The organism is Eisenbergiella sp. OF01-20 (assembly GCF_003478085.1).
Taxonomy (GTDB): domain Bacteria; phylum Bacillota; class Clostridia; order Lachnospirales; family Lachnospiraceae; genus Eisenbergiella.
In genome coordinates this window covers 45,637-70,926 of sequence record NZ_QUES01000023.1, presented here as the reverse complement: position 1 = coordinate 70,926, position 25,290 = coordinate 45,637, and the positions used below count along the sequence as shown (strand labels likewise).

Here is a 25,290-nt window from a genome sequence, read left to right as displayed (position 1 = left end):
ATTACCGCTGACCGGACAGCAGGCAGGAGGTATTATCAGTGAATGACAGATCGGCAAGCGTTTTTGAGAATTATGAAATAGAGCTTCTTCGGATAATAAAGGGGAGAGGAGCGCTTCTGGGAGAAACCCAGGAGGGCTGGTTTATCCTGAAGGAGTATACAGGCCCTTCAGCCCGGCTGGAGATACAGGAAAAACTGCTGGAGTCTGTGAAGGAAAGTGGTTTTTCCCAGGTGGAACAGCTCAAAAGAAATAAGGAAGGGGAACTGATCTCCTTTGATCAGGATCGGGTCCCTTACATTGTAAAGACCTATTTTGAAGGCAGGGAATGCAACCTCAAGGATGTGCGGGAATGCCAGAGCGCGGCCAGGACACTGGGGAAGCTTCATAAGGCCATGTGCCTGCCCGGGCTTGCCCGGGATTATGATGTGCCCGCTTTCTGTATGGAAAATGAATATGTCAAGCATAACCGGGAGCTGAAGAAGGTACGCCGTTATCTGCGGGAAAAAGGCCAGAAAACGGAATTCGAAATCTACCTTCTTCATCATTATGATTTTTTCTACGAAAAAGCCCTGTCCGCCGTGGAGGAACTCCGGGAATGTACAGCCGCCTTTGATGAAAACACCGTGAGGACGAATGGTAATTTCTGCCATGGGGATTTCCAATACCATAACCTTTTATTTACCCAGGGCAGCTTTTCCGTCATCAATTTTGAAAAGTATCTGCTGGATAACCCTGTCCGTGATCTTTATCTGTTTCTCAGGAAGCTTCTGGAGAAAAACAGCTGGTCGGTCAGCCTGGGCCTGAATATCCTGACAGCCTATGAAACCGAAAGAAATCTGACGGATGAGGACCGGATGCAGCTGTATTACCGCTTTTCCTACCCGGAAAAATTCTGGAAAATTGTTAACTTTTATTATAACAACGGAAAAGCCTGGATACCCGGGAGAAACAGGGAAAAACTGGAGAATTTACTCAAACAGGAATCCGAAAAAAAAGCTTTTCTGGACAATGTATTAAAATAGATGTAAAATCGACAAAAAAGGCGCACACGTAAAAACGGCGGTGCGTCTTTTTTTGACAGCTTCTTTATTAAAAAAGGGTTAAATTTATCCGAAAAACCCAGGTTTTTCAAGGGAAATACTTGACAAAGGGGGCATAAACGTATATATATAATATAGTGTCTGAGAGATTCAACTCTTTTGCATACAGAAATAATTTACAGTGATTACAGGAGGAGTTCATAATGAACAAAACAGAATTAGTAGCAGCTATGGCTGACGCAGCTGAAATTTCCAAGAAGGATGCAGAAAAAGCTCTGAAAGCTTTTACTGATGTAGTAGCAGATGAACTGAAAAAAGGCGGAAAGGTACAGCTGGTAGGCTTCGGTACCTTCGAAGTATCTGAAAGAGCAGCCAGAGAAGGAAGAAATCCTCAGAGCGGCGAAGTTATGAAGATTGCTGCTTCTAAGGCTCCCAAGTTCAAAGCAGGAAAAGCTTTAAAGGATATGCTGAACGCATAATCGGAATGGACCCATAACTGTTCGGCAGGCCGGCGCAGTTACTGCGAAGGTACGGAATAGTTGCACGTATTCGTTTATAATGGACAAGTAACGGTGGCTGCCAATCTATTTTTGGCAGCCATTTTGTTGCATATCAGGATTTCCTGCAGCGCGTGGGAAGTTATTCGGAGGAATATAAAACCGGAGGAGGAAAAACATGAGATTGGATAAATATTTAAAGGTATCCCGGCTGATAAAGAGGCGCACAGTGGCCAATGAGGCGTGTGATGCAGGGCGTGTGCTGATTAATGATAAGCCGGCCAAGGCTTCTTCCAATGTAAAGGAAGGGGATATCATTACCATTCAGTTCGGTAACAAAGATGTGAAGGTGGAAGTTCTGGATGTACAGGAGACGGTGAGGAAGGAAGAGGCAAAGGAACTGTTCCGGTATCTGTAAGCAGACAGACGGTGAAAGGGCTTTTACCGGCAGTGGACAGAAAATATCTGTAATTACCGGGATACCCTTGACTTTTGCAGCAGTTTTTTCTATTATTATAATCAGAAAGGCAGGTGAGTCGTATTATGAAGAAAACTGATAATGGGAATTCCGGAAAGCAAAGACGTACGGCTCACGTGAGGGGATAATTCTGACAGCATTCATCCTTTTATATGGAGTGGTAAATTTACGGCGCTTCTGTTTTCCGGGAGTGCTGTTTTTTATGTACACGAAAGGGTTAGAAAATGCTGAAGCTCGTTTATTTATTTGAAAATTATGATTTGGCCAAAAAGGTACTGTCCTATTGGGAGCATGATGAGGAAAACCTGGAGGAAATGTTGGGATATTTCCGTATTTCTTCCAATGCGGTTTATCCTTTTACCAGGCAGGGCAGGGTCTGTTTCCTGCGTATGGCTCCCGTAAGTGAGAAGTTGGAGACGGATATCAGGGGAGAACTGGAGTTTATACACTATCTGCTGAAGAATGGGTATCCAGCCATGAAACCGGTGAAGGCTCTGTCGGGAGAAGAACTGGTGACGGCAGATACCGGATACGGAACGTATTTTGCAGCAGTTTTTGAGAAGGTGGATGGGGTACCCATATCTGAAACCGATTATGGACGGGATCGGATGCTTGCCTATGGAAGCGCCCTGGGCAGGCTGCATGCCCTTTCTGCGGAATACGTTCCCGCAGTGAAGAAGCGGAACCATAAGGATATTCTGGAAGGGATCGCAAAGACTTTGGAGGAATATCATGGCTGCGGGCAGGCGTTTGCGGAGCTGGCCGCGGTGGAGGCTATTCTGGACAGCCTGCCCGTGACAAAAGGGAACTATGGGCTGATCCACTATGATTTTGAACCCGATAATGTATTCTGGGATGAAGGGAAAAAGGAATGCAGTGTCATAGATTTTGACGATGGGATTTACTGCTGGTATGGATTGGATCTGGAGCAGGTGCGGGATTCCCTTGCCCAGGAGCTGGAAGGAGAAAGTCTGGAAACGGCATGGACGTCTTTTCTGGAAGGCTATGCAGGAGAATATTCTTACACGGAGGAAACCCAGGCGCTTCTGCCGCTTATGCGCAGGTTTGTGAATCTGCATTCCTATGCCGGACTCATCCGGTGTGTCAGTTCGGTAATTGGGGAGGAGCCGCAGTGGCTGGAAGAGCTTCGCGGGAAACTGGAGGAGAAAATCAGGAAGCTGGAATCGGGATTTTCCGGCTAAAGGCAGACGGCGGGGGATAATACAGTCATAAATAAGGGCCTTTTCACATATATTCTATAAGAACACGTGAGGAGGCCCCAGCTATGGAAGATTTGAATACCACCAGAGTAAGACAGCATAAATTGGTTCTGACGGACAGAGGAATCTGCAATATCAGCGGTGTCTGCGACGTGCTTTCCTTTGATGTGGCGGAGGTTCTCCTGGAAACCGAACAGGGGATGCTCATGATAAAAGGGAGCGATCTGCATGTGAGCCGGCTTATGCTCGATAAGGGCGAGGTGGATGTGGACGGTAAAATAGACAGCTTTACTTATTCGGAGAACACCGGCTATGGCGGAAAAGGGGAATCCCTTTTCTCCAGGCTTTTCAAGTAGGTGCGCCGTGAGCCCGGTAATTGCAGGAGAAGGAGTTTTCATGCTGCACTCCTTTCTCCTGGGAGTTATTATTACCTTTATCTACGATCTGTTCCGTATACTCAGACGAATCATTCCCCATGGATGGTTCCTGCTTTCGCTGGAGGATCTGGCTTTCTGGATTCTGGCAACGGCAGGTATTTTTTATATGCTTTACTATGAAAACAGCGGGATGTTCCGGTGGTTTTCCGTCATCGGTGCCGGTACGGGAATGCTTCTGTATAAAAAAACGGTGAGTACACCTTTTGTAAATGTGGTATCCGGAGCGGTAAATAAGCTGCTGTCCCTGATAGGCAGGTTCCTGTGGAAGCTGACGGCCCCTGTGCGCTTTGTTTGGCATAAGCTGAAGGTGCTGGCGGGGAGGGGTGCGCGCAGGGCGGCAAGGGAAGCCAGAATACGCCGCAGACAGGTAAAATACAGGTTGACTGCATGCAGGAAAGCGATTAAAATGAAGCTATGTAAACGTCAGGAAAAAAGGCGGAATAAGAAGGAAATTTGATATGGTAAAAAGAAAAGTGGTTTTCCGCAAGAAGAGACAGAACCGCCTGGGAATGTTCCTGGTATTGACGGTAGTGCTGATGCTCCTTGTTGTGGTTTCCTTCAAAAGCGTGGAGCTTAAGCAGAAGCAGGAGACTTACGCCGCACGGGAAAAGGCTCTCCAGGAGCAGATAGATGCGGAAAATGCCAGGACGGAAGAAATAGAAGAATACCGGAAATATACCCAGACCAAAAAGTATGTGGAAGAAGTAGCCAAGGATAAGCTTGGCCTCGTCAATGAAGGGGAAATCATATATAAACCGGAAGAATAAATGGGAAATCGGACAGCGGAAGGGGCTTCGGCCTGCTTTCGCTGTTTTTTTATTTCATAGGAGAGTTCGGCGATCCGGACTCTTTGTTATAAGAAGTGACCCCGGACGACTCACAACAGCAAAAGCTGACAGTAAAAAACGCTGAAAATATAAGCTCTTGCGGGAAAAGAAAAAAATAACCGGAAAAAAAATGAGGACATCCCCCTATGCTTTGACAAATCCTGCAAAGACCGTCCGTTATAATGGATGGAAAATGGTAACGGTTCAAACTTGTCTGAACGGTTACGGAAAAGTGAGAGCCCTATAATGAGGAAAGGCGGGATGGAATATGAGAAACAAGGACACGGCGGATACGGCACAGTCCGTTTATCTTTTGGAATATGGAAGGCGTAAAATGAAAGTTTGTGCGGATACGTTTCAGAATCTGGCGCAGATATTCGGGGAAGAGGGCGAAAATGCGGAGGCGGACGGGGAAGCTGCCGCCAGGCAGACGAGAGCCGTTTTCCTTATGAGGAGAAAGCTGACGGAGGGCCGGCAGCTGTTTGCGGGAAACCTGAAGGAAATGGCGGATATGATGAATCAGGTAGCGGAAGAATCGGTCCGTTTCATCAGCCTGGGAGGCCGTAGGCAGAAGCAGATAGCGAAAGGGCTTTTGGGGGAGGGACTGGTGGCGAAGGATGTGTATCTGGTGCAGAAGGGGGACGGACGCATGGAACTTTCCGTGCTGCTGTCAACCAGAGGAAAAGCGTCCCGGACTGTGGAGGATGCCGCAGATTACCTGTCCGTGCTGTTGGATATGCGTCTGGTTTCCGCTAAAAGGAATCCATTTTTCATCGGTCAGACGCCGTTGTGTTTTTTCTTTGAAGAAGAACCTTTTTATTGCTATATGACCGGAACGGCCAGGGCGGTGAAGGAGACGGAGGAAGTTTCCGGTGATAATTACGCTTTTTTTGAAGCGGATGACGGGAATTTTACCATGGTTCTGTCGGACGGGATGGGATCCGGGGAAAATGCCTGCAGGGACAGCGAGGCGGTGGCGGATATGACGGAGGCCATGCTGGAAGCGGGCCTGCCACTGGAGATGGCCGTGCAGCTGGTCAACAGCGCGGTAGCCAGTGAGGGCAGGGAAGAAAACATGCCCACCCTGGATTTGTGCAGCGTGGATCTGTGCGAGGGGAGCTGCCGTTTCATGAAAACCGGAGCTGCCGTGAGTTTTATAAAAAGAGGCAGTATTGTGGAAAAAATAGACGGAGGAACCTTTCCGCTGGGCGCTTTCGGACATGCCCAGGCAAAACCTTCGGACTGCCAGCTGATGGATGGCGACTACATAATCATGCTTTCCGACGGAATGACGGAAGGCTGGCCGGACGGGGACGGAGAGGACAGGCTGGAAAGCATGATTGGCCGTATCGGGGCGGTTTCTCCCGGAGAACTTGCCAATTCCATTATGAGATATGCCATCGAACAGTGCCAGGGGCGGATACGGGACGACATGACAGTCCTGACCGCGGGAATATGGGAAAGGTCACAGGATTTTTGACTTTTCCCCGTTTTTTGGATATAGTATACAAAAGGTAACCGTTCAGCCTTTGGCCGAATTGTTACTACAAAAGAAAATAAGGGCTGAAGGCAAGTAAGAAATGATAGAAAAAATCCGTCGTTATATGGATGAGCAGCATATGGCAGCAGAGGGAAGCAGGATCGTGATAGGGGTGTCCGGAGGGGCGGACTCTGTCTGCCTGCTCCATGTGCTTGCCCGGCTTTCGGACCGCTGCGGCTGGAAGCTGGCGGCTGTGCATGTGAATCATCGGATCCGGAAGGAAGCGGGGGAGGATGCCGCCTACGTGGAGGAGAGCTGCAGGGGGCTGGGAATCCCCTTTTATCTCACGGAAGCTGATGTGGAACAGGAGGCGGGGCAGCAGCGGATTTCCGTGGAGGAGGCGGGCCGACAGGTCCGGTACCGGGCATTTGGAGAAGCGGCGGCCGATTTCGGGGCGGACCGGATCGCTGTGGCGCACAACCGGAATGACCGGGCGGAAACCCTGCTTTTCCACATGTTCCGGGGGACCGGACTGGACGGTATGGCATCCATCCGCCCCGTAAGGGATTCGATTATCAGGCCTCTTCTGTGCGTGGGAAGAGAGGAAATCGAAGAATGGCTCAAAAAAAATAACATAAGCTGGTGTATAGATAAAAGTAATGATACGGATACTTATACCAGAAATAAAATCCGCCGCCATATCCTTCCTTTTGCCAAAGAAGAGATCTGCCGCGAGGCCGACATCCACCTGGCACAGGAAGCGGAGCTGCTCATGCTGACAGCAGACTATGTGAACCGGATGGCCCGGGAAGCGCTGGGACGCTGCCGCCGCGGTACGGATGGTCCGGAAATCCGGATCGATGTGATGGCTTTTGGAAGAGAGGAAGAACTGCTGCGTACGCATATGCTGAAGCTGGTTCTGAAGGAGTTATCCAAAGGCGGGAAGGATATCGGGATGAGCCATATCCTTGATGTGGAGGCCCTGTTCCATAAACAGGGGGGAAGAAAGATCATGCTTCCCTATGGACTGGAGGCGGTTCGCAGCTTCGGAGAGGTCGTCCTGCGGGAAAAGAACGGCGACGCGGGAGAAGAGTCCGTTCCGGAAACTGCTTTTTACTATGAGATCCGGAAAGAACTGCTGGAAAAAAGGAAGAAAGAGACACAACAGGAAGCGCCCGTTTGGCAAATCGATGCAGGAGAAGCGGGAGTCTTGGAATTTTCCGTGTTTGCAAGGGAAAATTCTCAGATTATTCCACAAAAAACATGTACGAAATGGTTGGATTATGATAGAATAGAATCTCTGGTACTTCGGACCAGACGGCCGGGGGACTATCTTGCCATCAATGACAGGCTTCAGAAGAAACGTCTGAAGGATTACCTGATCCAGGAAAAGATCCCGGTAGAGAAAAGAGAAAATCTGCTTCTGCTTGCGGACGGCAGCCATATCCTCTGGGTTGTGGGGCACCGCATAAGCAGTGCAGTGAAGGTAACGGAAGACACAAAATGGGTACTCCGTATACACATAAGAGGAGGAAAAGAAAATGGCTGAAAGAGTCAGGGTTTTATTACCAGAAGAGGAAGTGGATGCGAGAATCCAGGAAATAGGCGATCAGATCAGCAGGGATTATGCGGGAAAGCAGGTCCATCTGGTTTGTGTGCTGAAGGGCGGCAGCTTTTTTATGTGTGAGCTTGCCAAGAGGATTACCGTTCCGGTTTCCCTGGACTTCATGTCCGTATCCAGCTACGGAAGCTCCACCAAATCCAGCGGTATTGTCAAAATCGTGAAGGATCTGGATGAACCTCTGAAGGATAAGGAAGTTATCATTGTGGAGGACATCGTGGATTCCGGCAGGACCCTGAGTTATCTGATGGAAATGATGAGGGACAGAGGGCCAAAGAGCCTGGCGCTGTGCACCCTTCTTGATAAACCGGAAAGAAGAGTTGTGGATGTAAATGTGAATTATACCGGCTTCCGGATTCCAGATGAGTTCGTGGTGGGCTACGGGCTTGATTATGACCAGAGATACAGAAATCTTCCGTACATTGGTGTGGTGGAATTTGATGATTAATTGATAAAGAAGCTGCGTAAAGCAGCTTCTTCGTTTGAAAAAAAAAGAAGGTTGGCATGCGTCTGAGGCTGCAGGGATCTTCTGAAAAAGGAGGAAAGACATTGGGAAAAAATATCAGGGGCTTTAATCTGATCTTTATTTTACTGCTCGGAGCGCTTCTTCTGATGGTGTGGTCCAGTTCCATGAACCAGATGCAGGACAATTATACCAGAGGGGCACTGGAAAAGGATCTGGAGGCGGGTAATGTAAGCAGCGCCATTATCAGCCAGAATAAGGAAACCCCCACCGGTTCCGTCACCGTTATGCTCAAGGGCGGGGATAACCGTACCGTCTATGTGACGAATGTGGAGGAAGCCATTACGCTTTTTGAAGAAAGCGGTATTGATCCGGTGGTGCGTGATGTGCCCAGAGAAAGCTGGTTTATGAATTCCATGCTGCCGGTACTGGTGGTTGGCGTTGTCATCATGGTATTTTTCTTTATGATGATGAATGCCCAGAATGCTGGAGCAGGCGCCGGCAGCAACAAAATGATGAATTTCGGCAAAAGCCGCGCCAGAATGAGTGTGGGAAATGAGAATAAAATAACGCTGAAGGATGTGGCCGGGCTGAAGGAGGAAAAAGAGGAGCTGCAGGAAATAGTGGATTTCCTGAGAGAGCCTTCCAAGTTTACCAAGGTCGGTGCCAGGATTCCCAAGGGGGTTCTTCTGGAGGGCCCTCCCGGAACCGGTAAAACTCTGCTCGCCAAGGCGATCGCCGGGGAAGCCAATGTTCCTTTTTTCAGTATATCTGGATCCGACTTCGTGGAGATGTTTGTAGGTGTGGGTGCTTCCAGGGTCCGTGACCTGTTTGAGGAAGCTAAGAAAAATTCACCCTGTATTGTGTTTATCGATGAAATTGATGCGGTTGCAAGACGCAGGGGCACCGGTATGGGCGGCGGACATGATGAAAGGGAACAGACCCTGAATCAGCTGCTTGTGGAAATGGACGGCTTCGGCGTGAACGAAGGCATCATAGTGATGGCGGCAACCAACCGTGTGGATATCCTGGATCCCGCCATTCTGCGCCCGGGACGTTTTGACCGCAAGATCAGTGTGGGGACACCTGACGTGGGCGGCAGGGAGGATATTCTGAAGCTTCATGCCAGGAATAAGCCGCTTGCAGAAAACGTGAATTTAAAACAGGTCGCCCAGACGACCGCCGGTTTTACCGGGGCGGATCTGGAAAACCTTTTGAATGAGGCCGCTATCCTGGCTGCCGAAGCGGATCGGGTGTTTGTGGCCCAGGAAGATATCCAGAGAGCTTTTATCAAGGTAGGGATCGGTTCGGAGAAAAGAAGCCGCATTATTTCCGATGCCGAGAAGAAAATCACCGCCTACCATGAATCGGGCCATGCCATCCTGTTCCATGTGCTTCCTGATGTGGGGCCGGTTTATACCGTATCCATCATCCCCACAGGTATCGGTGCCGCCGGCTATACCATGCCGCTTCCCGAACGGGACGATATGTTTATGACAAAGGGCAGGCTGGAGGAAGAAATCATGGTTTCCCTGGGCGGCCGTATTGCAGAGCAGATCATTTTTGACGATATTACCACCGGGGCATCCAGCGATATCAAGAAAGCCACCAAGCTTGCCAGAAAGATGGTTACCCGCTTTGGTATGTCCGACAATATCGGTGTGGTATGCTATGACGACGATGATGATGAAGTGTTTATCGGAAGGGATCTGGCCCATGCCAAATCCCACAGTGAGCTGATCAGCGGGGAAATTGACAAAGAAGTCAAAGAAATCATTGACAGATGCTACAGTAAGGCAAAGGAGATTATTCTGGAAAATATGGAGGTTCTCCACAGTTCCGCAGAACTTCTTCTGCAGAAAGAAAAAATCACCCGGGAAGAGTTTGAAGACCTGTTCCGGAAGGATAAGCCCTTTTTCGATACAGTTACCATTTAGTCAATTGTGAAAAAGTACTGAAAATGATAGGATGAATTTGTGATATTTGTGAATTCTGGGTATGTACAAAATGGGATGGGTTTGCTATTATAATATTCGTAACCCCCCCCAATACATTATATAGTTTTTTGCTATACCCCATAAGAAATACCTTCTCTAAAAAGGACAGCCATAAAAAGCTGTCTTTTTTACTGTCCGTCAGGAAGGGAAAGCCTTATGGGAAAAGGCTTGAATGTAAGCGGGCTTTACGTTACAATGGAGAAGGAATATCTCCAAATTTAGGCATTCCCGGGTATGTACCAAGGAATGCATGAGAGCAAGGGTGTTTGTATTATGAATTTTGAACGGTTTTTGCGGGGCGAACAGCATCAGTATATCAGCAGCATGCGGCCGGTCCTCAGCAAAAGAGCTCTGTTCAGTGATACCACGGAAAATTTTATATCACCGGCAGAACCGGCACCATACAGTGAAGTGACGATTTCCTTCCGGGCAAAAAAGAACAATCTGGACCGGGTATTTTTTGTCTGTCAGGGCCAGAAGAATCTGATGTTCAAAGCATCGTCAGATTCTCTTTTTGACTATTACGAATACCGGCAGCAGCTGGATAACGATAAAATCACCTATTACTTTGAAGTACAGTCGGGAAAAGCAAGGTGCTATTTTGATACAAGAGGCGTGGTAAAGCAGACCGAGGAGCATTATCATTTCTGCATTATTCCCGGTTTTTCCACACCGGCCTGGGCAAAAGGTGCGGTGATGTATCAGATATATGTGGATCGTTTTTATAACGGCGATCCCGCCAACGATGTACTTACGGGAGAATACCATTATATCGGCGATAAATCCAGAAAGGTGGAAGACTGGTACCGGTATCCTTCCCAGATGGACGTGAGGGATTTTTACGGAGGGGATCTGCAGGGTGTCCTGGATAAGATGGATTATCTGCAGGATCTGGGTATCGATGTGATTTACTTTAACCCCCTGTTCGTATCGCCGTCCAACCATAAATATGACATACAGGATTATGATTATATTGACCCCCATGTAGGTAAAATAGTATCGGAAGAAGGGGATCTTCTTCCGGACTGGCAGCACGAAAACCGTTTTGCCGGCCGTTACATCAACCGCGTGACCAACAAGGCGAACCTGGAGGCCAGCAACGAGCTGTTTATCAAGGTGGTAAGGGAAGCCCACCGGCGAGGGATGCGCGTCATTATTGATGGTGTGTTCAACCATTGCGGATCCTTTAATAAATGGCTGGATCGGGAACGGATTTACGAGGGCAGGGAAGGTTATGCCAAGGGCGCTTTTATTGACAGGGATAGTCCGTACCATGATTATTTCATGTTCCACGATGAGAACCGGTTTCCTTATAACCCTACCTACGACGGCTGGTGGGGCCATGATACCCTTCCCAAGCTGAATTATGAAGGCTCCCGGGAGCTTTATGAATACATTATGAAAATTGCCGCCAAATGGGTTTCCCCTCCTTTTAACGCAGACGGCTGGAGACTGGATGTGGCTGCCGATTTGGGCCATTCCCCGGATTTTAACCACCGTTTCTGGCGGGACTTCCGCAGAAGCGTAAAAAGTGCCAATCCCAATGCGATTATACTGGCGGAGCATTACGGGGATCCTTCCTCCTGGCTTCAGGGGGATCAGTGGGATACGGTGATGAATTATGACGCTTTTATGGAACCGGTTACCTGGTTCCTTACCGGGATGCAGAAGCACAGCGACGACTACCGGCAGGATCTGTACGGCAATGGGGAAAGCTTCTGGGGGGCCATGGGCTACCACAGCGCTTGCTTTGCCACTCCATCCATGCAGGTTGCCATGAATGAACTTTCCAACCACGATCATTCCCGTTTCCTGACCCGCACCAATAAAAAGGTGGGCCGTATGAATACCTTGGGACCGGAGGCGGCCAATCAGGGAGTGGACGGGGCGGTAATGAGGGAAGCGGTATTGATCCAGATGACATGGCCCGGGGCACCCACCATTTACTACGGAGATGAGGCGGGGCTGTGCGGTTTCACCGATCCGGATAACCGGCGCACGTATCCCTGGGGAAGAGAGGATAAAGAGATGATAGCCTACCACAGGGATATCATCCGTGTGCACAAGGAGAACCAGGAATTCAAAACCGGATCCATCAAATGGATGCTCACCGGCTACAACATGATCGGTTACGCCCGTTTTACAAAAGATAACCATTCCATCATACTTATCAACAACAATGACCATGAAATGACGAAGGAGCTGTCCGTCTGGGAACTGGGGATACCCAGGGAAGCGGAAATGACAAGGCTCATGTTCACCGGAAGGGAAGGATACCAAACAGAACCGGTGTCTTATCCGGTAAACGCGGGGAAAATAACGGTGACGCTGCCTCCCGTTTCAGGCATCATCCTGCAGCACAGGAATGAGCCTGTCAGAAAACCGGTGGATTTAAGTAACAGTTCCGGCTTGTCCAAACTGTTTCGGATTTAAAAACGAGCCGAAAAAATTTCTTGCAATTCCGATAAAGGTATGGTTAAATGTATATTGTTGGAGACGGATATCCGTCTCCGGCAATAGAAAATGGATGGATTCCCGAGTGGCCAAAGGGGACAGACTGTAAATCTGCTGCAAATTGCTTCGGTGGTTCGAATCCACCTCCATCCATTATCCACAGACATGTGCAGCTTCTGCACACAGGCTGCGGATGGTCTGCCGGCATGGCGGAATTGGCAGACGCAAGGGACTTAAAATCCCTCGGGAGCAATCCCGTACCGGTTCAAGTCCGGTTGCCGGCACTTAATAATAACGGATGAGGACTCTCTGTCAATCAATTATGGCTGACAGAGAGTCTTTTTCTATAAAATCGGGGGAGGATGAAAAAACGTGAAACAAGCAACAGCGCGGGATTGGGGAAAAAGTTTATTGGGATACCTTCCGGGATATAACATACTGGTGTGAAAACTGCTTCCGGGAGTATGGGGAATATGGGATAAATGAGTACGGCTGGTTCAGCCTGCATTTGAATTTAAAGGTGTTCAGGCTGGGGCGTCTGCAATTCCAGACGGCGGCAAAGCAATATCTGCTGGAGGGGAAAAAGCTGGGGAACGGACTTGGGATTCATTTGTAAAGGGGAATAGTATAATGGTAAGTGTCCAAGTCATGTGCGGATGCCGTCTTTTTGCCTTCATGATGTCGGCTATACGATAGTTGTAGGAAAGTTACAACCTATGACAACAGCTATGATAGATGAATTATATGCAAAACGGATCCATACCACGCTCCGTAATATTCTTTCACCACGACAGGATTAGTGTATTTCATATATCGGATCATTTTATAAAGGTAGTGTTCCCGTTTGAAAAACCGCAGCCAATAACTTTTATAAGGAATGACCGATTAAATGAATTAATGGAAAGAGTTTTATTGATATTGGCAGATGAACCATATATAACAGCAAAAGAAATTAGTGATAAATTAGAAATTAGCGAAAGCACAGTCAGGCGTGTAACAAGACAGTTGCGGGAAGCAGAAATTATTATGAGGGTTGGTTCCAAAAAAACAGGCTATTGGAAGATTAAAGATATTCACTAAAATACATTGGAGCAGCTTCTCTTGCTGCTCCTTTTTAATAGGCAGGGTTTATCGGTAGCCGGTAAAAGCCTGATTGCGCCCATATTTTTTATGTCATCTGTAAATAAAGTGGGCCTGTACTTTGACCTCATACCGGATACCGTATATAATGGTAAAAAGTCCATAGGGAACGGGGGTAATGATAAGATGAGACTGGGTTTGAATGCTGTACCGGCGCACCGGACGCCGGAGGAATGGGCGGATATTCTGGCTGCAAAGGGGTACCGGGCGGCTTCCTTTCCGGTAAATTATAAGGCATCCGTATCCGTGATCGATGCTTATGTCAAGGCGGCCCATGAACGGGACATTATGATTGCGGAGGTAGGAGTATGGAATTCGCCCCACCATACGGCACCGGAGGAGGCTCGCCTGGCAAGGGAAGCCTGTCTGGAGCAGTTCCGTCTTGCCGATTATGTCCGGGCGGAGTGCTGTGTGAATGTTTCAGGAGCGGCGGGAACCGTATGGTACGGCTGCTACGGGGATAATTATTCCCCAAAGCTGTACGAAGAAAATGTGGAATTCATTCGAAGCCTCTGCGATACCGTAAAGCCGGAATATACCTGTTATGCGCTGGAGCCGATGCAGTGGATGCTGCCGGATTCTCCGGAGCAGTATCTGCAGTTCGTAAAGGATGTGGACAGGGAAAGCTTCGCTGTCCATATGGATATGGTGAATTTTATAAAGGATCCCTGGAATTATACCCACCAGGAGGAATTGGCGGACAGGACTTTTTCCCTGCTGGGCAGCCGCATCAGGAGCTGCCATCTGAAGGACTGCTTAATGGAAAGCGGGACCACAGTGGCTATCCATGAGGTCCCTGCCGGAGAGGGCTGTGTGGATTTGGGGATGTATCTGCGGCATATTGCAGATCTAGACAGGGATCTTCCTGTACTGCTGGAGCATCTGCCGGATATGGAAACCTATGACAGGGCGCTCGCGCATGTAAAAGGGCTGAAGTATTAAAAAACAATGTGTGAAATGGAATCAAAGGAATGGCTTTTAAACAGCTGTTCCTTTTTTTATGCATAGTGATATAAAGAGAATATGGATAATGGAGACATCCTTTCCGTAGTAGCATTGCCGGATCTGCAATGCTATAATGAACTCATCGGATTTGGGAAGGGGGCAGGAAGGTGGAAAAAGGATTATTAGGTTCTGAATTCAGGCATTTTACGGAAGAAATCAGGGCGCGTTTTATGCATATGGGACTAAAAAAGAAAACGGTTACTTTCGTAATGTGTACTTTTCTGGGAGCGGTTTTGTTTACATCGGTGGTATTTGGCATCCTATACAGCAATTCCTGGAAAAGCACGGTTATTAAGCATGTGAAGAGTATCGAAGCTGAAAAAGAAGAGGGGATAAAGGGGTATTTTGAAAATATGCAGAGTCTGGCCTATAATATCTGTTACAGTAACTGGATGCAGGATATATTTAAAAAAAGCGTATCCGTTCAGCGCAGACAGGAAATGGAGGAAAATGCCAGAGCTTTTCTTGGCAGCCTCAGTACGTTGTATGAGGGAAACCAATTCGCCGTCATTGCATTAAATGGGACGAAGGTAACCGGGACGGACAGCTATCGGCTGGATTATAGTGTGGATATTGAGCAGAAGGATTGGTATGAGGAGCTGTTAGCAAACGGAAAATATGTGGAAACAGGAGAAGGCAGCGAAAAAGGAATATACAGGAATCATCCGGAATGGAATATGACAATTTATTATGTTGTCCATGATTATAATACGCTGGAAAGAACCGGTTTCCTGGTTATTACCATACCATTAAAAAATATATATAAGCTGCTGGATACAAGCTATGAAGGGACCTGGCTTGCTCTGGAAGATCCGGACGGAGGGCTTGATTGCTCCGGGCTGCCGGAGGATACGGATCTGGAAGGGAAGATAAAGACAATGCCTTTTCATGTGGTTAAGGCGGAAAACCGTTTTTTTGTTTCTAAAACACAGATTGAAACAGATTTTTTTACATGGAACCTGATTACCGTAGTGGATGAAAAATTCCAGAAAATAAGCAATCCGATGATGGTTTTTGTATTTGTGGGCGTTCTTATTTTTGTAGGATGTCTGCTGATAGTGGTGGCGGCTGCGGTATCCAGGTATCTGACCAACCCTATCCTGGACTGTGCGGATGCCATGCTGGAAATACGGAACAATAATATAGGGATTCAGATGGAGAATACGTATTCTGATGAAATAGGCGAACTGATAGATGGCTTTAATGAAATGTCCGGCTCCATTTTTTCTTTAATAGAAAAAAATAAAATGATTAGTGCACTGCAGAAGGATGCGGAAATAAAAATTCTGGAGAGGCAGATTAATCCTCATTTCCTTTTTAACACTCTGGAAATTATAAACAGCCTGATATTAAATAAAAAGGAAAAATCGGCTGTAAAAGTGTGTGAGACTCTGGGCCAGCTGTACCGGTATAATCTGAGACAGAACAAATGGATCACACTTCGGGAAGAGCTTGCTTATACCATGCAGTATCTTCTGATTATGAAATATAAAATAAATGATCTCTCCTATTTCTGTGATGTGGATGACAAACTGATGGATACCCCATTTTTGAAAGCGATCCTGCAGCCGTTAGTGGAAAATTCAATTAAGCATGGATTTCAGAGAAAGCAGCAGGAGTGCTGTATCTCGATTTTGATAAGGCAGAATAATGATAAGCTTCACATTGAGGTGATGGATAATGGAAACGGTATGGAGGAAGAACAGCTTGCGTCTTTACATACAGAAATACGCGGTATTTTTGAAAACCCCATGAAATGCCTGGCGGAAGCAAACCATATAGGAATTAAAAATGTGGTACAGCGTATGTATCTGGAATACGGGGAAGCTTTCCATGTAAAAATAATTTCCACTGCGGGATATGGGACAAGAATTGAACTCGAAATCCCTGAAGAAGGGGAAAGAAGGGAAGAGAAACCATATGTATAGAATAGGTATCGCCGATGATGAAAAATATGTCCTTAAGAGTATTATGCAGAGGATCCGCAGCAGCGGCATGGAGCTGGAAGTGGTGGGAACGGCAGGCAATGGCGTGGAAGCGTTGGAGCTTTATGAAAAGGAACAGCCTGATATTTTTTTCGTGGATATTAATATGCCTGTAGTTAACGGCCTGGATTTTATAGAAAAAATAAGGAAACGGAATCCGGAGGCCCGGACCCGTTTTATAATAATCAGCGGTTATGATGACTTTGCTTATATGAAAAAAGCGATACAGCTTGGTGTTATCAACTATATTAAAAAACCTATTCTGCAGCAGGAATTTTCAGATATGCTGTGCGATGTCTGCAGGCAGCTGGAAGAGGAAAGAGACAAGGAAGAGAAAAAAGAAGAAAACATACGATCCTGGACAGATTTCCTTCATTTGAAGAAACAAAAGGATACGGAAGGGACGTATTTCCTAATCAGAGGGAAAGAGATAGGCAGCAGGGCGGCGTCTTTTTTAAAGGAACTGGCGGTTATGGAAGGCGGACAGGGGTGGAATGCCGTTCGTTTTTACGGCGTGACGGATATCCTGCTGCTCATTTGGGAGGGAAACAATTGTTCTGGAAGGGAAATCGAAGCGATAACAAGAAAAAATTGTTTTTCCCATGCCTGCCAGATTGTGTATATGACCGGTAAATGCAGAAATCCGGAAGAGATGATCGGACAGTTTGAGGATACCTTGAATATCCGGTTTTACCATCCGGAATACCGGGTTATGAAGATAAAAAACCAAATTTATGAAAAGCCCGGCATTTTCTATGAAGCCTTTGATTCGGCATTGGAGAATGTAAAGGAAAACAAATATACCGAATGTCTGGATGAAATAATGAAACCGGTATTTTTAAAAGAAACCAGTTGTAATTTAATTAAACAGGTATATCAGTCGGTTATATTATTGATAGCAAATAAATATACAAAGTATGATTTGCAGCTACCCGTCAGGCTGCGCCAGGAGCTGTTTCCTTTTGCCACGGCAGCTTTCGAAAATAAAAAAGAAATGATAGCCAGGCTCGCTGCCTATTCGGAGGAAATCAATACCCGGATTGGAGAAATCCTGTCGAGAAGTGATTTGGTCGATAAGGTCATACTATATATCGGACAGCATTATAAAGAAGAAATTAATCTAAGTGAACTGGCGGGAGAGTTTTTTGTGGTTCCGACTTATCTGGCAAAACGGTTTAAGGAAAAAAAGAATTGTACCGTGATGCAGTATCTGGAAAATATGAGGCTGAAAAAGGCGAGAGAGCTTCTGGAATCCTCGCCCCTTTCTATTTCCGATATAGCAATGATGGTCGGTTATAATGACCCGAACTATTTTGCCAGAAGCTTTAAAAAGGTTTATGATTTGACACCGCGGGAATACAGGAATATCTGCGGCGGAGAATAAAAGAAGGATACAGAAAGTGTGCATGAAACCATGCGGCTTTCTGTTTTTTTTGCCCTGTATTACAGGATAATAACCGCACAGAGCTAATATTGTGCTATTCTCATGACAATATTGTACTAGAAAAGGCTTCTATAAATTAATATTATATACATGTCGACGAAGATAATAACTGATAGGAAAGGGGAAGGTTGAAAAATGAAAAAGAAGTTACTGGTATTGTTTGTGGGAATTTGTATGGTATGTACATGTCTGGGATGCGGGAGCGGCGGTGGAAGTGCATCAACTGCCGGGAGTGCGGCAGAACCGGGACAGACAGAAGCATCACAGGCCGACCGTTCGGCAGGGGAAAAGAAGAAGGTCACTTTTTATATGTGGGCTTCGGATGCCGAGCAGGAATTTGACAAGGCAATTGTAGCACAATATGAAAAAGAAAATCCGGATATTGATATTGAAGAAAATTATATCCCGTATGCGGAGTATCTGAGTAAAATCAATACAATGGCGGCAGCGGGTAGTATGCCGGATATTTTTAATCTTCCCGAAGGAAATGTTTTCGAATGGGGAGAAAAGGGGGCGCTGCTGGACCTGAAGCCTTTATATGAGGAGGCGGGTGTTAATCCGTCCGATGTTTCTGTGGATTCCGCCATTTTTTCCACAGATGAAAATGTATGGTCAGTGGGATATAATGTAACGACAATGTGCATGTATTATAATAAAGAGCTTCTGGAACAGAACGGAATAGCGCTTCCTTCCACAGATGCCTCAAAGCCCTGGTCATGGGATGAATTTGTGGAAAACGCCAAAAAAATAACCAAAGACAGCAATGGCAACGGCCCTGGGGATGCAGGCTTTGACCCGGATAATATCACCGTATATGGCACCATGATGCCAACGGACTGGACGAAGTATATCGCTTTGCTGCACACGAACGATGTAGGCATACTTAACGAAGAAGGCACAGAGCTTGGGATCCGGTCGGAAGCCGGTATCGAGGTGATTCAGTCTATTGCCGATTTGGGGAATGTGATTCATTGCGCACCCTCCAGTGCCATGGCGAAAGGCGCTTTTTCCGATGCATCTGCCATGTTAATGAACGGGCAGGTTGCTATGGTAATTGACGGCGGATGGGCGCTTGCCAACTATACCAACGAAGGTTTTGATGTAGGTGTGGCTCCTATTCCGGCGTTTAAACATCCTGCAGATATCAGCTGGACAGCGGGATTATGTATGTCGCCTGCCGCTGCAGATAAGAAGGAAGCATTTGATTTCTATCAGTATTTTACCAACTTTACCAATTCCATACAGGCGGCTTTGGAGCAGGGAGTTTCTCTCGGCGGCCTTCCTCACACACTGGAGGTATTTGACGGAGGGGAAAATGAACAGAAATGGATATCCACTTATACCAAGGTGGATGCGGCACAGATGTGTGAAGCGTTTAAAAATATTCTGCAGGCCGAAAGTACGGTGCTGGGCGATAATGTCAGAGTAAAGAATTTCCCTGTTATCGTGGATAATACAATAGTTCCGGCCTTGGACAATGTGTGGCTGGGAGAGGTATCTGCCAAAGAAGCTCTGGAATCGCTGGATTTGTCCGACAGTATAGATGGTTACTGGAAATAAATAACCCTCGCGGCAGTCGCCAAGTGGATGCACTCGTGCATCCGTTTGGCTCGTTGCCCGCGGGAATAAATAAATAGTGCAGGATGCCCGATCCGTAAAAGGCCGGGCTTGGACTGGAGGACAAAGAGAAATCATGAAAAGAAAGAAAAGGATGTCGTTAAAGGACAGAACGCAGCTGAAGTGGGGATATTTCTTTATAGCCCCTGCAATTATCGGTCTGCTTTGCTTTAATTTTGGCCCCATGCTGTTCAGCATGTGGATTAGTCTTACAAAATGGGATGTGATAACGCCCCAGGAGTTCATTGGCCTGAAGAATTATCTGAATCTTTTTAAGGATCCGCTTGTGATCAAATCGCTTCAGGTAACGGCATATTATACGCTGCTCAGCGTCCCGCTGGTAACGTGCGTTCCTTTGCTGATAGCTATGCTGCTGAATACAAAAGTGAAGGGGCTGTCCGTATTCCGGACCATATTTTATATCCCTTCCATCGTACCGGTAGTGGCCAGCTCCGCTATCTGGATGTACATATATAACCCTATGTATGGCTTGCTGAACAGTATTATAAAAGCGTTCGGGGGGCATACGCATAACTTTATATTCAGCCCGAAGGAGGTTATTCCGTCGCTTGCCGTAATGGCGGTCTGGGCCGCAGGTAATACGGTGGTTATCTATCTGGCAGGGCTGCAGGGGGTATCCAGGCAGCTATACGAGGCGGCGGAAATTGACGGCGCCGGTGCTTTTGCCAAATTCCGGAAAATTACCATTCCCATGATGACCCCTATTATTTTCTATAATTTTGTCATGGCGATTATAGGTTCCATGCAGACGTTTACCCAATCCTATATCATGACGGACGGAGGGCCTTCCAATGCCAGCCTTTTCTATTCCCTGCTTGTCTACCGCACCGCATTCAAGCAATCGCAGATGGGGTATTCGGCAGCCATGTCCTGGGTATTATTCCTGATTATTGCGGCGCTTACAGCTGTTGTATTCAAGACTTCGGATAAATGGGTAATATATGAGAATGGAGAGTAATCATGAAAAAAAAGAACAGAGGGAAACTTATTTCCTATATTTTGCTATTCGGTATATCCGTTCTGATGCTGTTCCCTTTTTTCGGGATGGTCCGCAGTTCCTTTATGACAAACCGGGAAATTATGACGGTACCTATCCAATGGCTTCCCAGCCATTATAATCTGGATAATTTTAAAGATGCCTTTGCACGGGCGCCTTTTTCCAGATACTTTGTCAATTCGGCAATCATAGTGCTTATTAACATGCTGGGGAGTATACTCAGTTCCAGTTTTATTGCTTTCGGGTTTTCCCGGCTGCGGTTTTCAGGAAAAAACCTGTGGTTTGCCCTGCTGCTGTCTACCATGATGATCCCCCAGACCGTACTGATGATCCCTCAGTTCCTTATCTGGCAGGCTGTGGGGGCATACAATACTTTTGTCCCGCTGACACTGCCTTGTTTTTTCGGAAGCGCTTTTCATGTATTCCTGGTGAGACAGTTTTATGCAGGGATACCGAAAGAATATGATGAAGCGGCCTTAGTGGACGGAGCGAATTACTTTGTGATCTATCTGCGGATCATAGTTCCCATGGCAAAACCGGTCTTATGTACCGTGGGAGTATTTACGTTTATGAATACCTGGAATGACTTTATGGGCCCCCTGTTGTATCTGGATAAGGAAAACCTGAAAACGGTATCCCTCGCCCTGCAGAATTTTATGGGACAGCATGTGAGCGAGTGGAATCTGCTGATGGCGTTATCTTCTGTTATTACTTTGCCTATGATTGTAGTATACTTTATGGCACAGAGATATTTTATTGAGGGGATTACCTTTTCCGGCCTGAAGGGATAAGGGGAAGAACAAATTTATGGATTGAAAAGGAGAGGGAAGTTATGAATCTGGATTTAAAAGAAGTACCGTTCAGCATGAGAGGAAGCTATATGGCAGTATCTTACTGTGGAAAAAATTTCCGGGGTTCAGGGCTGGAGGAAGGCCTGTATCTCAGAACGGTCCATGGAAATGCGAAAACACCTTATGTGGCAAGGATAGTTCCCCTGCACAAGGGGAAAATCTGTACATACCGGATAGAGGCACAGCCGGAGAAGGTGGAGCTGCTGTTGGAGGACGGGACGATTACACTGGCCTTTGCGGATTCCGATACGCTTCTGCTTGGGGGAAAGGGAGAGGGGATCGGCATCGGACTGGATTTCCTGCCGGGGGATGCCTTTGACTTTATCCAGCCGGTTCTTTCCGGTGAGGATACCTGGTATATGGCTGACTGCTTTAAAAACTATATGAGATATATGCTGTTTAACCAGGCGGGAAGCATTACATTGCAGCAGGAATGGAACGTGAGTAATTCGGAATACTGCCGGCTGGACATTTGTGAACAAAAAGAGGAATTTCTGCTGGTTTTGGAAGAGGTCAGGGATTCCTGGATTAACCGCCGCCGTTCCTACGATATGGATGAGATATGTAACCATACAAGAGATGATTTCCGGCGTTTTTATCATTCCATGCCCACTGTGCCTGCTGCATATGAGGATGCCAGGGAAAAGGCGGCATATGTTAACTGGAGCAGCATAGTAAAGAAATGCGGATTCCTGAAGAGAGATGCCATGTTTATGTCCAAAAACTGGATGTGCAATGTATGGAGCTGGGATCACTGTTTTAATGCGCTGGCACTGGCGTATGATAATCCGCTTGATGCATGGGATCAGTTTATGATACTGTTCGATCAGCAAAGCCCGACGGGGAGAATCCCCGACAGCATTAATGATTCCATAATTATTGATAATTATTGCAAACCCCCCATTCATGGCTGGACTTTCCGCCGGTTAAGAAAGATTATGAACCTGGACATGGAGCAGCTTGAGGAAGCCTATGAAAAGATAGGAAAATGGACACAATGGTGGTTAAATTACAGGGACCAGGATGGAGACGGGCTTTGTGAATATACACATGGGAATGATTCCGGCTGGGATAATTCCACGGCTTTCCGTATGCTGCCCCCTGTTACCCTTCCGGATTTGGCCGCTTTCCTTATCATCCAAATGGAAGAGCTGGGTTATCTGGCAGAACAGACCGGCCGTAATGCCGATAGCATGATGTGGAGGAAACGGGCCGGCGATATGCGTGTCCGTATGTTGGATAAGCTTTTTATAAACGGAAGGCCCCGCGCTGTCAGGACGGTTACCGGGGAAGAGGTAGAAAACTGCAGCCTGATTTTATATCTGCCTATCGTACTTGGGGAAGCGCTTCCGGCGGATTGTAAGGAATACCTGATAAAGCAGCTGAAAAGTGACACATTTGTTACCGGTTATGGACTGGCTACGGAAAGTCCGTCCAGTGACTTATATGAAGCGGACGGCTATTGGAGAGGGCCGATATGGGCACCGAGCACGATGCTGCTGGCTGACGGGCTTTGGGAATGCGGAGAAAAGGTGTTTGTCCGGGATATAACCCGCCGTTTTTGTAAAATGGTACAGCAGAGCGGCTGTGCTGAAAATTTTGATGCACAGACGGGGGATGGCCTGCGGGATCGTGCATATACCTGGACGGCGAGTGTTATGCTGGTTATGGCACATGAATATCTGGGGGAGGAATGTTGAGATGGGGGTAACGTGCAGAATAGAGAAGGACAGGAGCCTTACGGTATGCAGCGGTTCCTCCTGCCTTATCGGAAATATGTATCCCGGCATAGACGGGCATTCCCTCCATGTATTGCAGATCCTTAAAGAAGAAAAGAAAGTCGTATGGGTAACGGAATACGGGAATATATCCTGCAGCCTGCAGGAGGAAGAAAAAGACAGCTTCGGACTGGAATATGCTCTGGAAAACTATAGAGGTCCTGTCCATACCTTGCATTTCTTTTATAGGGCGGATACGGCAGCGGACGGTTTTTACCAGGCTGCGGAGGGCATGGGCGGGGATACCGGTTATTACGGAAGAGACAGTATACGGAAAAAAGGGACAATTGTAAGCTATGGATTATGTTCTTTACAGTTTAAGAAGGAATTCCTGACCATATATACCGCCTCTCAGAAGCATTATGAAACGGTATGCGAACTGGATGCCTGTGAGAAGAATACCTATACGGACGGAAGCGGTAACCGGAACCTGGAAACGGTAATGCAACTGTCTTTCGATGTAAGAATGGAAAATACCAACAGAGAACAGGTGGTTTTTGAACGGGTAAAGTTCCTTTTAACAGCGTCCATGGAGGAAGGTCTGGAAAGGGCGGCGGAAGAAATCGGACGGAATATGTCCGCCAGGCTGTTTATGCCTCCTGCGTATCACTGGTGTTCCTGGTATTATTGTTATCAGAATTTCGACCGTATACAGCTGAAGGAATATTTGGAGGGCTTTGCCGATGTAAAGTGCGGTAAGGATATGAAATATTTCCAGCTGGATGTGGGGTATTGTACGGCTATCGGGGACTGGCTGGAACCGGGTGAGAGATTCCCGGAAGGGCTTGAAACCGCTTTTAAAGAAATAAAAGAGGCCGGATATATTCCCGGAATCTGGGTAGGTGCTTTTATGGTTGGCAACAGAAGCCGGCTGTACAGCGAGCATCCGGACTGGGTATTGCACGATTGGGAGGGAATGCCTGTCAGGCTATGGATTACGGACAATGAACCAAAGCCCTGGGGATATCAGGATGAAGAGTATTATTGCCTGGATACCTCCCACCCGGATGCCATGTCTTATATGAGGCATGTTTTTACCACTTTCAGAAAATGGGGCGCGCGGATGTTTAAAACGGATTTTATGCTCTGGGGGCTTCAGGACAGCAGCCGCGTAAAACGATACAGTCCCGGTAAAACGTCCGTCGAATACTATCGGGATTATTTACAGATGATCCGGGAAGCCATAGGGGAAGACAGCTATTGGCTTGGCTGTATAGCGCCTTTTCTCCCCTTTGTGGGATATGCCGACGGTATGCGGATCGGAGGGGATGTAGGCTCCAGCTGGGATGGCGGATTCGGTCCCCGGAATATGATACGCTGCCTGACAGGGAACAATTATGCCAATCACCATTTTTACCAGACGGATCCGGATGCGGTTATGCTCCGGGATTTCCAGATACGTCTTACAGACCGGGAAATTAACAGCCTGGCCTTATTGGCAGCTGTATCCGGCGGCTGTATTTATACATCCGATCCCCTTCACCGGATAGCGGCCGGCAGGAATAAGCTTTTCGAATTCATAAAGCCGGACAGGAGAAGGAAGCCTTCCTTACCCTTTCTTTCCGAAGAACGGCCGGAAATCGTCATGGTACATAAAGAAAAGAAAAAAGGGATCGTATTTATCCTTAATAATACCGAAGTCAAGCTGAATGGGGTATATGCTCTGGAAAAGCTTGGGATTCCTTCCGATTGGCATGTTTTCCGGTTCAGGACTGGTGAAAAAGAAGAACTGTGGAAAAAGCAGCTGGTAGTTACGATTCCTTCTCATGACTGCCGTCTGTTTATCGTAACACAAGAAACGCAGGTTTCTGTTGATTATGAAAGATTATGGAATAACCTGGAGTAATGCTTTAAACGTTCAATACATAACAAGTGGGTAAGTATAACCGGAATCATACCGCATGTGATTCCGGTTTTTATTTTAATTCAAAAATTAGC

The 25,290-nt window shown here is 47.0% G+C and carries 22 protein-coding genes and 2 tRNA genes; all 24 read left to right on the top strand.

The features are described 5' to 3' along the window. Positions 1-38: 38 nt before the first annotated feature. A complete protein-coding gene (locus tag DXA36_RS22010; RefSeq protein WP_118681597.1) occupies positions 39-1,022 on the top strand; it encodes a CotS family spore coat protein in 984 nt (327 codons plus the stop codon). Between the two features lie 221 nt (positions 1,023-1,243). Continuing rightward, the gene (locus DXA36_RS22005) at positions 1,244-1,519 is read left to right on the top strand and encodes an HU family DNA-binding protein (RefSeq protein WP_009255984.1); all 276 of its coding nucleotides are present in this window, start codon (positions 1,244-1,246) and stop codon (positions 1,517-1,519) included. Between the two features lie 196 nt (positions 1,520-1,715). Continuing rightward, positions 1,716-1,955 carry an RNA-binding S4 domain-containing protein gene (locus DXA36_RS22000; protein ID WP_009255983.1) on the top strand — a complete coding sequence of 80 codons (240 nt, stop codon included), beginning with the start codon at positions 1,716-1,718 and terminating at the stop codon, positions 1,953-1,955. A gap of 284 nt (positions 1,956-2,239) precedes the next feature. Beyond that, on the top strand, positions 2,240-3,217 hold the full coding sequence (locus DXA36_RS21995) for a phosphotransferase enzyme family protein (protein ID WP_118681596.1): 978 nt from the start codon (positions 2,240-2,242) through the stop codon (positions 3,215-3,217). 83 nt (positions 3,218-3,300) lie between these two features. Next, complete coding sequence (yabP, locus tag DXA36_RS21990; RefSeq protein WP_118681595.1) at positions 3,301-3,591, top strand: sporulation protein YabP; 291 nt, start codon at positions 3,301-3,303, stop codon at positions 3,589-3,591. 40 nt (positions 3,592-3,631) lie between these two features. Then, complete coding sequence (gene yabQ, locus DXA36_RS21985) at positions 3,632-4,129, top strand: spore cortex biosynthesis protein YabQ (RefSeq protein WP_182479209.1); 498 nt, start codon at positions 3,632-3,634, stop codon at positions 4,127-4,129. Position 4,130: 1 nt separating this feature from the next. Beyond that, positions 4,131-4,439 (top strand): septum formation initiator family protein, encoded by a 309-nt coding sequence (locus DXA36_RS21980; protein WP_118681593.1) that lies wholly within the window; start codon positions 4,131-4,133, stop codon positions 4,437-4,439. A gap of 328 nt (positions 4,440-4,767) precedes the next feature. Then, a complete protein-coding gene (locus tag DXA36_RS21975; protein ID WP_118681592.1) occupies positions 4,768-5,979 on the top strand; it encodes a SpoIIE family protein phosphatase in 1,212 nt (403 codons plus the stop codon). Positions 5,980-6,079: 100 nt separating this feature from the next. Further along, a complete protein-coding gene (tilS, locus tag DXA36_RS21970) occupies positions 6,080-7,528 on the top strand; it encodes a tRNA lysidine(34) synthetase TilS (RefSeq protein WP_118681591.1) in 1,449 nt (482 codons plus the stop codon). Continuing rightward, positions 7,521-8,048 carry a hypoxanthine phosphoribosyltransferase gene (gene hpt, locus DXA36_RS21965; protein WP_118681590.1) on the top strand — a complete coding sequence of 176 codons (528 nt, stop codon included), beginning with the start codon at positions 7,521-7,523 and terminating at the stop codon, positions 8,046-8,048. Before tilS ends, hpt begins: the two co-directional genes overlap by 8 nt. A 101-nt stretch (positions 8,049-8,149) precedes the next feature. Beyond that, on the top strand, positions 8,150-10,000 hold the full coding sequence (ftsH, locus tag DXA36_RS21960; protein WP_118681623.1) for an ATP-dependent zinc metalloprotease FtsH: 1,851 nt from the start codon (positions 8,150-8,152) through the stop codon (positions 9,998-10,000). Between the two features lie 333 nt (positions 10,001-10,333). Next, a complete protein-coding gene (locus DXA36_RS21955) occupies positions 10,334-12,493 on the top strand; it encodes a glycoside hydrolase family 13 protein (RefSeq protein WP_243114711.1) in 2,160 nt (719 codons plus the stop codon). A gap of 92 nt (positions 12,494-12,585) precedes the next feature. After that, positions 12,586-12,667: transfer RNA gene (locus DXA36_RS21950), tRNA-Tyr, on the top strand. Between the two features lie 47 nt (positions 12,668-12,714). Then, positions 12,715-12,798: transfer RNA gene (locus DXA36_RS21945), tRNA-Leu, on the top strand. 110 nt (positions 12,799-12,908) lie between these two features. After that, positions 12,909-13,130, top strand: a complete 222-nt coding sequence (locus tag DXA36_RS34445) for an acyltransferase domain-containing protein (RefSeq protein WP_182479212.1) — start codon at positions 12,909-12,911, stop codon at positions 13,128-13,130. A gap of 119 nt (positions 13,131-13,249) precedes the next feature. After that, on the top strand, positions 13,250-13,594 hold the full coding sequence (locus DXA36_RS21940) for a winged helix-turn-helix domain-containing protein (RefSeq protein WP_118681589.1): 345 nt from the start codon (positions 13,250-13,252) through the stop codon (positions 13,592-13,594). A 186-nt stretch (positions 13,595-13,780) separates the two neighbouring features. Next, a complete protein-coding gene (locus tag DXA36_RS21935; RefSeq protein ID WP_182479208.1) occupies positions 13,781-14,596 on the top strand; it encodes a sugar phosphate isomerase/epimerase family protein in 816 nt (271 codons plus the stop codon). A gap of 170 nt (positions 14,597-14,766) precedes the next feature. Further along, positions 14,767-16,587 carry a cache domain-containing sensor histidine kinase gene (locus tag DXA36_RS21930; protein WP_118681587.1) on the top strand — a complete coding sequence of 607 codons (1,821 nt, stop codon included), beginning with the start codon at positions 14,767-14,769 and terminating at the stop codon, positions 16,585-16,587. Then, on the top strand, positions 16,580-18,028 hold the full coding sequence (locus tag DXA36_RS21925) for a response regulator transcription factor (protein WP_182479207.1): 1,449 nt from the start codon (positions 16,580-16,582) through the stop codon (positions 18,026-18,028). Before DXA36_RS21930 ends, DXA36_RS21925 begins: the two co-directional genes overlap by 8 nt. 195 nt (positions 18,029-18,223) lie before the next feature. Then, positions 18,224-19,648 (top strand): ABC transporter substrate-binding protein, encoded by a 1,425-nt coding sequence (locus DXA36_RS21920; protein ID WP_118681585.1) that lies wholly within the window; start codon positions 18,224-18,226, stop codon positions 19,646-19,648. Positions 19,649-19,781: 133 nt separating this feature from the next. Further along, positions 19,782-20,684 (top strand): carbohydrate ABC transporter permease, encoded by a 903-nt coding sequence (locus DXA36_RS21915; RefSeq protein WP_118681584.1) that lies wholly within the window; start codon positions 19,782-19,784, stop codon positions 20,682-20,684. Positions 20,685-20,686: 2 nt separating this feature from the next. Then, complete coding sequence (locus tag DXA36_RS21910) at positions 20,687-21,514, top strand: carbohydrate ABC transporter permease (RefSeq protein WP_118681583.1); 828 nt, start codon at positions 20,687-20,689, stop codon at positions 21,512-21,514. 41 nt (positions 21,515-21,555) lie between these two features. Beyond that, positions 21,556-23,274, top strand: coding sequence for an amylo-alpha-1,6-glucosidase (locus DXA36_RS21905; RefSeq protein ID WP_118681582.1), 1,719 nt, complete (start codon positions 21,556-21,558; stop codon positions 23,272-23,274). 1 nt (position 23,275) lies between these two features. Continuing rightward, the gene (locus DXA36_RS21900) at positions 23,276-25,198 is read left to right on the top strand and encodes a glycoside hydrolase family 36 protein (RefSeq protein WP_182479206.1); all 1,923 of its coding nucleotides are present in this window, start codon (positions 23,276-23,278) and stop codon (positions 25,196-25,198) included. Positions 25,199-25,290: the final 92 nt, after the last annotated feature.